This is a genomic window from Vibrio agarilyticus (assembly GCF_012641465.1).
Taxonomy (GTDB): Bacteria; Pseudomonadota; Gammaproteobacteria; order Enterobacterales; family Vibrionaceae; genus Vibrio; species Vibrio agarilyticus.
In genome coordinates this window covers 29,752-43,645 of sequence record NZ_JABAIK010000006.1, presented here as the reverse complement: position 1 = coordinate 43,645, position 13,894 = coordinate 29,752, and the positions used below count along the sequence as shown (strand labels likewise).

At 47.3% G+C, this 13,894-nt stretch carries 13 protein-coding genes; 10 read left to right on the top strand and 3 right to left on the bottom strand.

Annotation, left to right across the window (positions count from 1 at the left end):
• The first annotated feature begins 38 nt into the window (after positions 1 to 38).
• From rbfA to HGP28_RS07335, 7 genes are all read left to right on the top strand, one after another.
• The gene (gene rbfA / locus HGP28_RS07365; protein ID WP_168835825.1) at positions 39 to 434 is read left to right on the top strand and encodes a 30S ribosome-binding factor RbfA; all 396 of its coding nucleotides are present in this window, start codon (positions 39 to 41) and stop codon (positions 432 to 434) included.
• The gene (gene truB / locus HGP28_RS07360; protein ID WP_168835824.1) at positions 434 to 1,381 is read left to right on the top strand and encodes a tRNA pseudouridine(55) synthase TruB; all 948 of its coding nucleotides are present in this window, start codon (positions 434 to 436) and stop codon (positions 1,379 to 1,381) included. The genes rbfA and truB overlap by 1 nt, the downstream gene beginning before the upstream one ends.
• A 109-nt stretch (positions 1,382 to 1,490) precedes the next feature.
• Entirely contained in the window at positions 1,491 to 1,760 is a 270-nt protein-coding gene (rpsO, locus tag HGP28_RS07355; RefSeq protein ID WP_168835823.1) for a 30S ribosomal protein S15, read from the top strand.
• A 286-nt stretch (positions 1,761 to 2,046) separates the two neighbouring features.
• A complete protein-coding gene (gene pnp, locus HGP28_RS07350; RefSeq protein ID WP_168835822.1) occupies positions 2,047 to 4,170 on the top strand; it encodes a polyribonucleotide nucleotidyltransferase in 2,124 nt (707 codons plus the stop codon).
• Between the two features lie 280 nt (positions 4,171 to 4,450).
• A complete protein-coding gene (gene nlpI / locus HGP28_RS07345; protein ID WP_168835821.1) occupies positions 4,451 to 5,359 on the top strand; it encodes a lipoprotein NlpI in 909 nt (302 codons plus the stop codon).
• Between the two features lie 345 nt (positions 5,360 to 5,704).
• Positions 5,705 to 6,148, top strand: a complete 444-nt coding sequence (locus tag HGP28_RS07340; RefSeq protein WP_168835820.1) for a MarR family winged helix-turn-helix transcriptional regulator — start codon at positions 5,705 to 5,707, stop codon at positions 6,146 to 6,148.
• 95 nt (positions 6,149 to 6,243) lie between these two features.
• On the top strand, positions 6,244 to 7,599 hold the full coding sequence (locus HGP28_RS07335) for an MATE family efflux transporter (RefSeq protein ID WP_168835819.1): 1,356 nt from the start codon (positions 6,244 to 6,246) through the stop codon (positions 7,597 to 7,599).
• A gap of 71 nt (positions 7,600 to 7,670) precedes the next feature.
• Here the strand turns inward: HGP28_RS07335 and HGP28_RS07330 are convergent, their stop codons facing one another.
• From HGP28_RS07330 to HGP28_RS07320, 3 genes are all read right to left on the bottom strand, one after another.
• Complete coding sequence (locus tag HGP28_RS07330) at positions 7,671 to 8,546, bottom strand: U32 family peptidase (protein ID WP_168835818.1); 876 nt, start codon at positions 8,544 to 8,546, stop codon at positions 7,671 to 7,673.
• Positions 8,547 to 8,563: 17 nt separating this feature from the next.
• A complete protein-coding gene (ubiU, locus tag HGP28_RS07325) occupies positions 8,564 to 9,577 on the bottom strand; it encodes a ubiquinone anaerobic biosynthesis protein UbiU (RefSeq protein ID WP_168835817.1) in 1,014 nt (337 codons plus the stop codon).
• A 126-nt stretch (positions 9,578 to 9,703) separates the two neighbouring features.
• Complete coding sequence (locus HGP28_RS07320) at positions 9,704 to 11,746, bottom strand: bifunctional diguanylate cyclase/phosphodiesterase (protein ID WP_168835816.1); 2,043 nt, start codon at positions 11,744 to 11,746, stop codon at positions 9,704 to 9,706.
• A 508-nt stretch (positions 11,747 to 12,254) separates the two neighbouring features.
• Between HGP28_RS07320 and ubiT the strand changes: the two genes are divergently transcribed.
• From ubiT to HGP28_RS07305, 3 genes are all read left to right on the top strand, one after another.
• Positions 12,255 to 12,779, top strand: coding sequence for a ubiquinone anaerobic biosynthesis accessory factor UbiT (gene ubiT / locus HGP28_RS07315; RefSeq protein ID WP_168835815.1), 525 nt, complete (start codon positions 12,255 to 12,257; stop codon positions 12,777 to 12,779).
• Positions 12,763 to 13,344, top strand: a complete 582-nt coding sequence (locus HGP28_RS07310) for a GNAT family N-acetyltransferase (protein ID WP_168835814.1) — start codon at positions 12,763 to 12,765, stop codon at positions 13,342 to 13,344. The genes ubiT and HGP28_RS07310 overlap by 17 nt, the downstream gene beginning before the upstream one ends.
• A gap of 78 nt (positions 13,345 to 13,422) precedes the next feature.
• Positions 13,423 to 13,845, top strand: coding sequence for a DNA polymerase III subunit psi (locus HGP28_RS07305; RefSeq protein ID WP_168835813.1), 423 nt, complete (start codon positions 13,423 to 13,425; stop codon positions 13,843 to 13,845).
• Positions 13,846 to 13,894 lie beyond the last annotated feature (49 nt).

Below are 13,894 nucleotides of genomic sequence, written 5' to 3'. Positions count from 1 at the left end.
TAACCATCCCCCCATTCTTGCTATTTGAGAGAAAAGATATGTCAAAAGAATTTAGCCGCACGCAGCGCGTATCACAGCAGCTGCAAAAAGAGCTTGCGATGATCCTTCAGCGCGAAGTTCGTGATTCTCGCCTAGGTATGGTGACCATTTCTGACGTAGAAGTGTCTCGTGACTTGGCTTATGCCAAAGTATTCGTGACCTTTTTGTGCATTGGTGAGCAAACGCCAGAGTCGTGTTTGTCTGCACTTCGTGAACATGAAGTTCACATTCGTATGATGCTTGGAAAACGCATTCGCCTGCGCTTGACCCCAGAAATCCGTTTCTACTACGACAACACCTTGGTTGAAGGTATGCGCATGTCAAACTTGGTCACCGAAGTGGTCAACAATGATAATGCTCGTAAACAAGATGCAGGCCGTGAGGGCGAAGAGTAATGGCACGTCGTCGCAAAGGTCGTCCTATTGATGGCGTGATCCTGTTGGATAAGCCTACCGGTATTTCGTCAAACGATGCGCTGCAAAAAGTGAAACGCATCTACTTTGCAGAAAAAGCGGGTCATACTGGTGCGCTTGACCCATTAGCAACAGGCATGTTGCCAATCTGCTTGGGTGAAGCCACTAAGTTTTCTCAGTTCCTATTGGACTCCGATAAACGTTACCGTGTTATCGCCAAATTAGGTGAGCGTACGAATACGTCGGACTCGGATGGCGAAGTAGTCGAAACGCGTCCCGTGAATGTGGATCTGACCCAACTGGAAGCGGCGATTGAGACGTTTCGAGGTGAGTCTGATCAAGTGCCATCGATGTTCTCGGCATTGAAGTACCAAGGGAAACCTTTGTACGAATATGCTCGCAAGGGGATCGAGGTGCCACGTGAATCACGTAAGATCACCGTGTATGAGATCGTACTCCATCGTTTTGAAGGCGATGAAGTCGAGATGGAAGTACACTGTTCTAAAGGTACTTACATTCGAACGATTGTTGATGACCTAGGTGAGCTTTTGGGCTGTGGTGCCCACGTGACCATGCTGCGTCGTACCGGTGTCGCGAAGTATCCATATGACAAAATGGTTACCCTAGAGCAACTGAATGACTTGGTTGAACAAGCACATCGTGACGAAAGAGCACCACGTGAGTTACTCGATGCACTTTTAATGCCCATGGACACGGCGGTACAAGATTTGCCTGAGGTGAATTTAACCGCGCAAATGGTGCACATGGTTCAGCATGGCCAACCTGTTCAGTTGCTGGGTAGCCCTGTGGGTACGGTTCGTATGACTGCCGGAGACGAGCGTCTGTTTATCGGCGTTGCTGAAGCGACAGATGAAGGGCAAATTGCACCAAAACGTTTGGTGGTGTTTCGCCGCGAAGAGCAAGCGTAAACGTTGCTTGCTTCGTAAGCGAATCTTCCTTATAATTCGCGCTCCTCGTGTCGGCTGAATCAGAGATTGGCTGGCACAGTTATTAACCTACTCTTATTAGGAGAGAATTATGTCTCTGAATGCAGAAACTAAAGCAGCAATCGTTGCTGAATACGCACGTGGCGAAGGCGACACTGGTTCACCAGAAGTACAAGTAGCACTACTAACTGCTTCTATCAACCACCTACAAGGTCACTTTAAAGCGCACAAAGGCGATCACCACAGCCGTCGTGGTCTTCTACGCATGGTTTCTAGCCGTCGTAAACTTCTAGACTACCTAAAAGGTAAAGATCTAGGACGTTACCAAGACCTAATCAAACGTCTAGGCCTACGTCGCTAATCAGTGACTGCATAGAAAGTTTGTTTAAAAAGGGGCGTAAGCCCCTTTTTTCATCGCCAAATTTAGCCAAAGTGCTATTTAATCGTTATACTACGCACGGCGATTTTTGCGAAGAAACTCGCTTTACGCTCACGGCGTTACAGTCAACCTCGTCGACCACAAGGTCGCGACTATTCCAAATCGATGGCCCATTAAAATGGACGCCGTCGCTTTGGACTAGTCGCGATTTGTAACCGAGTGAGCATCGTAAAACACTCTCAGCTCTTTAAAGAGCAAGGAAAATCTAATGTTCGAAAAACCAGTTGTTAAGACGTTTCAATACGGTAACCACACTGTCACTCTAGAAACGGGTGTCATCGCACGTCAAGCGACCGCAGCGGTTATGGTTACTATGGATGATACAGCGGTATTTGTTTCTGTTGTTGGTAAAAAAGAAGCAGTTGCAGGTCAAGATTTCTTTCCGCTAACGGTTAACTACCAAGAGCGTACTTACGCAGCAGGTAAAATTCCAGGTGGTTTCTTCAAGCGTGAAGGCCGTCCTTCTGAAGGCGAAACGTTGACTGCTCGTCTTATCGACCGTCCTATCCGTCCTCTATTCCCAGACGGTTTCACCAACGAAGTTCAAGTTATCGCGACAGTAATGTCAGTTAACCCAGACGTTCAGCCAGACATCCCAACCATGATTGGTACATCTGCCGCGCTCGCTATCTCTGGTATTCCGTTTAACGGTCCTATCGGTGCTGCGCGTGTTGGTCACATCGATGGTCAACTTGTTCTGAACCCAAGCAACAAAGAACTTGACGCTTCTCGTCTTGATCTTGTGGTTGCTGGTACGGAATCTGCTGTATTGATGGTGGAATCAGAAGCTGACAACCTAACTGAAGCTGAAATGTTAGCAGCGGTGGTATTTGGTCACGATCAACAGCAAGCGGTTATCAAGGCGATTAACGAGTTCAAAGCCGAAGTGGCGACACCATCGTGGAACTGGGTTGCGCCAGAAGCGAACACTGCACTTAATGATAAAATTGCAGCGCTTGCGGAAGCGAAACTGGTTGAAGCGTACCAAATTACAGAAAAAATGGCGCGTTACGACCGCATCCACGAGATCGCAGGTGAAGTCAACGCAGCGATTCTGGCTGAAGATCCAGAAGCGGATACAAAAGAAATTCACACCATTTTCCACGATCTAGAAAAAACAGTGGTACGTCGCAGCATCATCGCGGGTAACCCACGTATCGACGGCCGTGAAAAAGACATGGTTCGTGCACTTGATGTACGCACTGGCGTTCTGCCACGTACTCACGGCTCTGCATTGTTCACCCGTGGTGAAACGCAAGCTATCGTAACGGCAACGCTTGGTACTCAACGTGATGCGCAAATCATCGATGAGCTGACGGGTGAGAAGAAAGATTACTTCCTCCTTCACTACAACTTCCCTCCATACTGTGTAGGCGAAACTGGCTTTGTTGGTTCTCCTAAGCGTCGTGAAATCGGTCACGGTAAGTTGGCGAAGCGTGGTATTGCAGCAGTAATGCCATCTCCAGAAGAATTCCCATACACAGTACGTGTGGTTTCAGAAATCACTGAATCAAATGGTTCTTCTTCAATGGCTTCGGTATGCGGTACGTCGCTAGCGCTGATGGACGCTGGTGTGCCAATCAAGTCTTCTGTTGCGGGTATCGCAATGGGTCTAGTAAAAGAAGGTGACGACTTCGTTGTTCTTTCTGACATCCTAGGCGACGAAGATCACCTTGGTGACATGGACTTTAAAGTAGCGGGTACTCACACTGGTATCACAGCGCTGCAAATGGACATCAAGATCGAAGGTATCACTAAAGAGATCATGCAAATTGCGCTTAACCAAGCGAAAGGCGCACGTACTCACATTCTTTCAGTGATGGATCAAGCCATTTCGACGTCTCGTGAAGAGATCTCTCAATTTGCACCTCGTATTCATACAATGAAGATTGGTGTTGATAAGATCAAAGATGTGATCGGTAAAGGCGGCGCTGTGATTCGTGCGTTGACCGAAGAAACGGGCACGACTATCGAAATCGAAGAAGACGGCACTGTTAAGATCGCAGCAACCGATGGTGAGCAAGCGAAAGAGGCTATCCGTCGCATCGAAGCGATCACGGCTGAAGTGGAAGTGGGTAAGATCTACACAGGTAAAGTGGCGCGTCTAGCGGACTTCGGTGCGTTTGTGAACATCCTACCGGGTAAAGATGGTCTAGTGCACATTTCTCAGATCGCAGACAAGCGTGTAGAGAAAGTGTCTGATTACCTAACCGAAGGTCAAGAAGTTCAAGTTAAAGTACTGGAAATCGACCGTCAGGGCCGTGTTCGTTTGAGCATGAAAGAAGCGGTAGAAAAAGCTGATGATGCACAAGATGCACCAGCTGCTGAATAAGCGATCATTCGCTTGAAGCGGTAACTACCGTGACATGTCTAACGGCTTTGACTTAGACTTGCAGCGGTAGTGAGATTAAAAAGGGAGCGAGAGGCTCCCTTTTTCGTACAAGAAATTAGCGCTTGAGTCATACCAATTTGGTTGAGTATGACGTATGGTTGTGATTTGTTGTGGTTTTAAAGACTTGTGATAATGGATCCGTGGGTGTGACATTATGGCATGTCTTACTGATACCGATGATTTGATACGCAGCTTGCTGGGTATGAAGGGAGATAAATGAGTGAAATGGTTTCGTAGTATTGCTGCGCTGCTCACACTAGCGCTGGTCGGTTGTGCTGCGCCGTCAGGGCAAGCGCCGCAAGGTCAGTGGGTTTATCCGCCAATGGCAATTCCACTGCAGCCGAGTTTACAGCAGGAAGTGCAAATCGCGCGCTTGACCCAATTGTTGCAACGCAGCGATCTCGAGGATGACGTTCGAGCAAAAATGCTGTACGAGCGGGGTAATTATTACGACAGTGTCGGTTTGCGTGATTTAGCGCGCTTGGACTTTAATCAATCGCTACAGATCAACCCAGCGCAACCCGATATCTTTAATTTGCTTGGGGTTTATTTTACTCAAGTAGGTGAGTTTGATGCAGCATTTGATGCTTTTGATGCGGCGTTAGAGCTTGCCCCCGATAATATTTACGCTGAGCGTAACCGAGCGATTGCACTTTATTACGGTGGGCGTCAGACGCTCGCTCTTGAGGCGATTCGTGCTCACTTTGTCCAAGATGAGCAAGATCCGTTTCGAGCACTTTGGCTCTATATTATTGAAGCAAAAGATCAACCAGAGCAAGCACGCAAGGATTTGCTCGAATTATATCAGCACAAGGATGAGCAGTGGGGCTGGGTATTGGTTGCTATGATGCTTGACGAAGTGACGGAAGAAGACGCATTTCGTGCCATTATCGCCGGATCGCGAGAAAATGAGTTACTGGCTCAGCGTTTAACGGAGGCGTATTTCTATCTAGGTAAACGTCATCAAATGGCCAATGATTTCGCCAGTGCCATTTCGCTGTATAAGCTGGCGGTCTCATTTAATGTTTACGAATACATTGAACACCGTTATGCCTTCTTAGAGTTAGCGGTGATTTACCGTCAGTTGCAGGCAGAGCGAGCGGCCACTGAAAACGCAGATGGCTTATAACTGATATCCCAATCAGCTGGGGTTGCAGGTAGCGGCAAACGAGCAAAGCTTCTGACCACTTCATGAACATTGCCCAAACAACGTGAAGATGCAGCTAGGCGAGCAGCGAACAAAGCCTCTGAGCACTTCGTGAACATAGATAAGCTATGTGATAAGGCTTGTGAGAGCTAGTCCTCTACTTTGCAACCAAAACCCCAGCAGCTTCAAGTGAAAAGGGATGCGGTGGAATTAAGTTAAGGAAACCGCGTTATGACGACGCGGTTTTTTTATTGCAATTGCATTTGATTAGTCTGGCTAACTAAATGCAGTTCGAGTACACTTCATCTCGTCGACTAGGGGGCGGTTATGAGCGTAATCAATATCGATAAGAGTGATGCCTTACCTTTACAACTGGCTCAGTTGGAACGTATTTCGGCTAAGGTTTGGCGTAAACATAATAAAGAAGATCCGTTGGCTCAGCTGAGTTTTAATGAGTACGACTATCTTAAAGTGCTGCAGATGGCTCAAGCGCCAATTCGCTTAACGGATTTGGCCGTCGAAATGGAGGTCAGTAAACCTTCAGTGACGAATATGGTGCAGCGACTTGAGCGGCGTGGTCTGGCTCAGAGAATTGCGTGTGAATACGATGCGCGATCAAAGCGCGTGGTACTCACGGATCTAGCGCGGCAACATTTGGCTCTCGAGGAAGGTATTTATCAATCGATTGCTGACGATCTATGTCGAGAGTTGAGCGGTGAAGAACAATACCAACTTACCGCGTTATTGAGTAAAGCTTTATGCAGCGGATGAGCCCAACGTTGCTCGTTCGCCGATGATCATTAATGCAACTGTTTGAGTATTCGTGCGTTTATTTAGTTAGCCTAGCTAACTTTTTTGGAAGAAACATGAAAGCAATATCGATTTATCGCCAATTTTGGCGTTACACCATTCCAACGGTTGCCGCGATGCTGGTGAACGGATTGTATCAAGTGGTAGATGGTATTTTTATTGGTCACTATGTTGGGGCAGATGGTCTTGCGGGCATCAACGTCTCGTGGCCGATTATTGGCGCGATTTTAGGTTTAGGCATGATGGTGGGAGTCGGGACCGGTTCGCTTGCTTCCATCAAACAAGGCGAAAAGGATTTGACTGCCGCTCGGTCGGTTTTGGCCACTGGCCTAATTATGTTGCTGGTTTTAGCCCCCTTAATTGCGGTGACTCTTTACTATTTTTCTGAGAGCTTTTTGCTATGGCAAGGGGTCTCAGGGCGTATTTTTGAGTTAGGTTCGCAATACCTCAATGTGCTTATTATCGGGTGTGTTTTTACCTTAGGCTCGATCGCGATGCCATTTTTGTTGCGGAATGACGACAGCCCTAATTTAGCCACTATGCTCATGGTCGTGGGCGCATTAGTTAATATTGTTTTAGATTATCTTTTTATTGCTCGATTTGGCTGGGAGCTCACCGGAGCGGCATTAGCAACCATGATTGCTCAAATTGTTGTGACGGTGCTGGGCTTAGCGTATTTCTTTTCCAAACGTGCAACGCTGCGTTTGTCGCGAGCCACGCTTCGCTTGAACCTTAGTGCGATCCCAAGCATCGTTATGATTGGCACCTCAAGCTTTTTTATGTATGCCTACGGGTCGTTTATGGTGGCAATTCACAATGCCCTATTTAGCCAATATGGTAGTCCGATATTAATTGGCGCTTATGCGATTTTAGGCTACATAGTAACCATGTATTACTTGATTGCAGAAGGGGTAGCCAATGGCATGCAGCCGCTGGTCAGTTTTCATTATGGTGCCAAAAACCACAGTAATATTCGAAAGTTAGTCAAGGTTGCTATCACTACAGCTGTCGCTGTAGGGGTTGTGTTTGTGCTGCTGCTTAATGCGCTGCCTTACCAATTTGTGTCAGTCTTTAACAACAGCGATCAAGCGTTAATGGACAGCACGGTTCATGGGCTACGTTTGCACTTGTTTGCCATGTTTTTGGATGGCTTTTTGGTGGTTGCTGCCGCCTATTATCAAGCGGTTAATCGTGGTGGCAAAGCGATGTTTGTGACGATAGGCAATATGCTAGTTCAACTGCCCTTTTTGTACATTATGCCCAAAATTTGGGGTTTGGATGGGGTGTGGTTGGCCTTTCCGTTATCGAATATTGCGTTGAGTGCGGTTGTGATTGTGATGTTTTGGCGTGATGTGCGTTATTCACCGCGAGATCCGAGTGGAACAATACAACCTCAGCCAGAACTGCGATAGGTTATTGTTCAAAAAGATGGCCAGTGTGATAACACTGGCCATCTTTCTATTCGTCTTTGTATTGTAGTGAACTAGCTCACCACATTGAGCCCGGCTAATTGGTGCCAATAGCCGTTGCACTGATGAGACGTTAGTGGCTCGGGTCTTTCCCCTTGCTCGTTCGCACGGAAACGATCGAGGTGCTGTAGTGTATCCACACCAAGTGGGCTTAGGCGCACCACATCAACCAGCTCATGCATCTGAGGCAGATCATTAATCAGGTTATAGCAGTAACCTGATTGCGTTTGAATGCCATTTAAATTAAACACCGCTTGGCCTTCTTGGCTATGCACTTGCAAGCCCGTCGGATATTTAACACAGCAAGTTTCACACTCATCTTTGGCTCGGTTTTCTGCACGAGCGGTAAAGCAGCGCGCTGAATAGGCCAAAGGAAGATAACCATGACTGAACACTTCGACATCAAACTGGCCGCGAATGCCCAAATCCTCACATTGACCTAGGACATTGACCAGCCACTCACGTGAGAGCTCGACAGGCATGCACCAGCGCGTCATTCCTTGCTTTAAGAACAGCGCTAATGTGTGCGCGTTATAGGTATTGACCGCAGGGCCGACCACAAAAGGCACACCCTTTTCAGAGGCTAATTGAATGGCTGAGACATCATTGGCTTCGATAATAAAGTCACCGTTATCAATGTATTTCTTCATTACAGTCACTTCACTCGGCGCCTCAAGCAGAGCCATAGTCGAGAGAACGACTTGTTTTCCGGCTTGATTAAGTGTGCGAGCCAACTCAAACCAATCACCGGGTTTCAGCTCACGGCGCTTTGAGCAAACCGATTCGCCTAAATAAATGATGTCAGCAGAGCTCGTTGCGGCTTGTTGGTAGAAGCTTTCGACTTCGGTTTTGGGCCAAAAATAGAGCAGTGGGCCAAGAGCGTATTTCATGTCGTTCTCCTACGCGGTTATTGCCATTTGCGATGATAAGCACCTAAGGTGGTTTGAGTGCCTTCTGAAACATTTGCCAGTGCCGCATTCCAAGCTTCTTCAACCTGATAGGCCTCAGGATTGGCAAGGTAGCGATCGATGGCTGCGCGCCACGTACGCGTTACTTGCTCAACATAGGCTGGGCTGCGTTGGCGACCTTCAATTTTCACCGATGCCACATTTGCAGCAAACAGCTCAGGAAGCATTGATAGGGTGTTCAGACTGGTCGGTTCTTCAAGCGCATGATAACGCTTTGCTTGCCCGTCTATTTGAGCGTCAAAGCGGCCTTTGCACAACGTCGGGTAACCGGCATTTTCGCCTGGGCCATAACGGTCAATCAAAATATCATTAAGGCGTGATTCAAGCCCGTGTTCGGTGTCTTGCCAGCGCACATACTTGGCCGGAGAGCAAGCGCCCACCGTATTTGGCGACTCGCCTGTGAGGTAAGAGGAAAGGTAACAGCGACCTTCTGACATGATGCACAAGCTGCCAAAGGCAAATACTTCAAGTTCCACACTGGGTGGAATATTACGCGATAGCTGTTTGACTTGATGAATGGAAAGCACGCGAGGCAAAACCACACGTTTGACATTGAAGTTTTGGTGATAAAACTCAATAGCGGCGACGTTAGTGGCAGAGGCTTGTACCGAAAGGTGCAATTCCATTTCAGGGTATCGACGCGCGGCATATTCAAGCACTGCGATGTCTGCGATGATCAGCGCATCGACGCCAAGGTCGGCAGCACAATCAACCGCACGTGTCCAACGCTCAAATCCATTGGGGTGCGCAAAAGTGTTAAGCGCAACGTGGATCTTTTTACCATTGTCATGCACATACTGTACGGCTTTATCGAGCTTTTTATCGGTAAAATTAAGCCCAGCAAAGTGGCGCGCATTGGTGTCGTCTTTAAAACCGATGTAAACCGCATCGGCACCACAATCGATAGCGGTTTTGAGCGCAGGTAGGTTGCCCGCAGGACAAAGGAGTTCCATATACTCAGTGTTCTAACGCAAAAAATCATGGTCGCATTTTATGAAGAATTATGAATAACGAACTTGATATAAATTAGGTTTGACCCAATAAATTGTTAGTTTTGCGTTAATGTGCTGATAATTTGCTCAATGTTTGTGGCGACGATTCATGGCAAAAAGTGCCTCAACTTCGTGTTTGGGTTGCGGCCTATGAAAGTGAAACCCTTGAATTGAGTGACACTTCAAATTAGACAGCAGCGCTGCTTGCTGCTGAGTTTCAACCCCTTCCGCCACCACGTTAAGATCAAGCGATTTCCCCAAATTGATGATATTTTCAATGACCGTCACTTGTTTAGGAAGTGTATCGATTTCATTAATAAATGCGCGATCAATTTTCAATTCATCAATCGGAAAACGAGCTAAGTAAGCGAGCGAAGAGTAGCCAGTACCAAAGTCATCTATCGATAAATGAAAACCGAGTTTTTTAATCGCTTTGAGCATCTGAATGGTATGTTCGCTATTACTCATCACCGCACTTTCGGTTAGCTCAAAGGTGATGCAGCTTGGGTCTAATTTGGTGGTATGGAGTAACTTTTCCATATAATCAATGAGCTGAGGATTACCAAATTGCTCAGGCGATAGGTTGATAGCCACACGACCCGGTAAGATCCCTTGCAGCTTCCAGCGTTTGACGGTGTTGAACACTTCGCGCATGACCACACGGCCGAGATGTTCAATGAGGCCAGCTCGCTCGGCAACCGGTATGAAAGCCGCTGGGCTAATATAACCTTCAACGGGGTGTTTCCAACGCACCAGCGCTTCGGCACCATTGATGCTAAAGTCACGAGCATTGACTTTGGGTTGGTACCATACATCAAGGCTGTTTTGGGCTAACGCTTTTTGTAATTCAATTTCCAGCCATAAACGCATTCGCGCTTCTTTGTTCATTTGATCATCAAAGCGGATCATACGATTACGGCCACGCTCTTTGGCCTCATACATTGCCGTATCGGCATTTTGCAACAAAAGACGCGCATCTTGTGCATCATCAGGGTAAATCACGCAGCCCATAGAACAGGCAAGGCGTTTGCTAAAGTGCTGCAAATCAAAAGGTTGATTGACCAAAGAGATGATGCGATCCGCCATCACTTCAGGAATGCGTTTGTGCTCAGGTTGTGGCAGTACAATCCCAAATTCATCGCCACCAAGATGGCCGATAACCGCTTGAATAGGAAGTAAGCGCTTAAGGCGTTTCGCGACCTCTTTGATCACGCGATCGCCAACGTGGTGCCCTAGAGAGTCATTGATGTTTTTGAAGTTATCAATGTCAAGATACAGCAAAACCAGTGGCGTATTTTCTTCAATGAACTGCTCCAGTCGTTCTGTAAAACCGCAGCGGTTGTATAGGTTGGTTAACGGATCGATTTTGGCCTTATTGTCATTGTCTGATACCGCGTTGTCGGTGGCGTTTAACGCTTGCAGCAAAACAAGCTGAGTGGTGCGACCATAAGTTGTTGCTTGCTCAGCAAAGAGCTGCACTCGAGTGTCGCGCTGACAACGTTCGCTAGTGGTGCAGTACAGAGCGTCTTGGGATAGCTGTTCAGACAAGCGTTGACGGTAGTGTAAATTGGGTTTATCTGCAACCAATAAGCTGGACAGCGTTTCTCCAAGTAGCTCACCGCCACTCTGAAATCCCAATATTTTTGCGGCAGCCGGATTTGCCGAGAGAATGGCATCATCTTCGATGAGCAGTAACCCATCGGGTAACAGCTGGCTCAGCCGATTAAATTTGATTTCTGACTCTTCAAGTGAACGCAGTAAGATATGTTTTTCTGACATATCAACCGCATGAAACACGATTTGTTCCACATTACCGTCGGCATTGTGTTTTAGCGGTGACGCGCAAAAATAGAGAGTGGTGTTCAATTGGCCACCCTCAAGTATCACTTCGGCTTCAACAGAGCGGCCTGTAAACGCTTGGGTATAGTAGGGCGCAAGCTGGTTGTATACATGAGCGCCTAATGCGTGAGCATCATTCATCCCGACCAATTCTGAACAGGCAATACCAGAAAGCTCACTGTAGCGTTCGTTGACCATGCAATAATGGTGCTTTGCATCAAGCACCGCAAAGAAAAACGGGCTATGGGCTGTCAGCTTGGAAAACCAATGATGTAATTGCTGAGTAGGCATCAGGGACTACCATCTCCTAAGAGCATGACCATTCAACTCCGATTTGGAAAAGATTGCTTACCCTTTTTTGTCACACTGCGCGATGGCGTCCATGCAGAGGCCCTGATGCGCTTTGCCACGCGAATCCATAGCGTGGGTGTGTTCAACGACGAATTGGTGGTCCGTCTGGGTAGGAACAAAATTACTATAACGTCCTATATCAGGTAGTTAAAGTATTTATCAACAAAATAGCGCCAATATTTCATCACAGGTCAAAGAAATGACGTTATTGCCCTACGATGGCAATGGTATTACTCTGCATTGGCAATCGAGTGAGTCTTCTTGTCGCAGCTTGGTCAGCTAGGTTCGTAGCGAATTTTTATTTGACTCACACTGGCACATCTCACTCGATGTATGACACCGTGGAAAGGTGACCGTTCATGTTATGCTTTATTGATGCACGACATAAACAAGCCATATTCTATCCACTAAGATGATCATCCATATGACAAAATAACGGAAAATGAGCGTGTTAAACAAGATTCGTCGTCAACTGGTTCAAAATGCTGCTTCAATTTTGAGATCTCCAGTCCAGCTTTTGCCTCATCGTTTACAAAAGCGAGCTCTACTTGAAGGATTACAGCTGGTCTTTAAAGAGGCGTTAGAAGACGGTGACTTCGAGTTTCTAGAAGATAAGTGGTTGAAAGTTGAAATAAAAGATCTCAATCTTTGCTGGTATATTAGTTACCAAAATGAACAATTGGTGGTGGCTGATGAGCCTCAGTCTGAAGATGTGAGTTTTTCCGGCACGCTGAATGACATGGTGCTCATTGCTGGCCGTAAAGAAGATCCCGATACGCTGTTTTTCCAGCGTCGCTTGCAAATTGAGGGAGATACTGAGCTTGGATTGGAAATTAAGAACTTGATGGACAGTGTTGATTTGACTCAGCTGCCAAAACCAATGCAAGTGGCTTTAAATCAACTTGCGCAATTTGTTCATCTTGGTGTTCAACCTGAAACCGTGACGAGTCGTTCTCATGCTTATTCGAACTGAAGCGCCCGCAGATCTACGGGTGATTGAGCGTCTATTGCGCTCAGTTGATAATGCCACTCAAACAACCGGCTCTCGCGCTGATACGGTCGCGAGGTTACGTGAGAATGGACTGGCTACACTATCTTTGGTCGCCTGCCGCGATGATGGTGTATTGGTCGGGCATGCGCTGTTTAGCCCGATTTTAATTAATGGTGAAGAGTCCTATTGGCAAGGATTGGCGCAACTTACTGTCAATCTAGCGATGGAATGCGACAGCCTTGATCTGTTTGATGAGCAACCAGAAGCAACGCATCAGCACGAGAAAGCTGAACCGCAATTTTGCACTCAAGTTGCGCAAGACTTGGCTCAGCAAGGCATCGAGATGCTGGCAGAATTAGGTTATCCCGTCTGCGTTGCCCAAGGTGAGGATGCGTTATTGACTTCGCTTGGCATGGTGCCAGCAAGTACGGCGAACGTGAATGTGACCTGGCAACATGGCTTCGAACCAGTTTATTTGCTGCCGCTGCAAACCAGTGGATTTGATGCGGTACACGGTGAACTGGCTTTTCAACAGGATACGTTTTAGCTTAAGCGATATCTGGTGTTCGGCCAGTATCGCTGTTAGTATCGCCCCAATTTGAAACGACCGAGATGAGAGTGTGCCATGTCTCCCGTATCTGCTATCTACTTGCGCGAAATGGGTATCGATCAATATGTGCTGGCGCACCCAGAACGGCTTGCTGGTTATCAACCCCCATCCATCACGCTAAGTCATGATTGCCAATTACTGCTCGTTACTCCAGTCGCGCCAAATGACGCTGAAGTGAGTTTGTTTGAGCGAGTACTCAAAGCGATGCATTTAACGCTCAGTCAGGCCCAGTGGGTGACACCAGAACAGTGGACGCAAGTGGAACCAAGCTCAGCATTACAATGGCTGTGGTTTGCAGGATGCTCTGCGCAAGGTTTGGATACCGAACGTGAAAGGTGGGTGCTTACATCACCTCGCTTGTCAGACATTGATGGCCACACGCAACATCGCCGAGATCTTTGGCAGCAAATTCAATCGGCTCAAGCCGGTAATGCGTAATGACATTCAGTTTGGCAACGTTAGGCGCTCCCGTTTAAAGGGCGCCAAA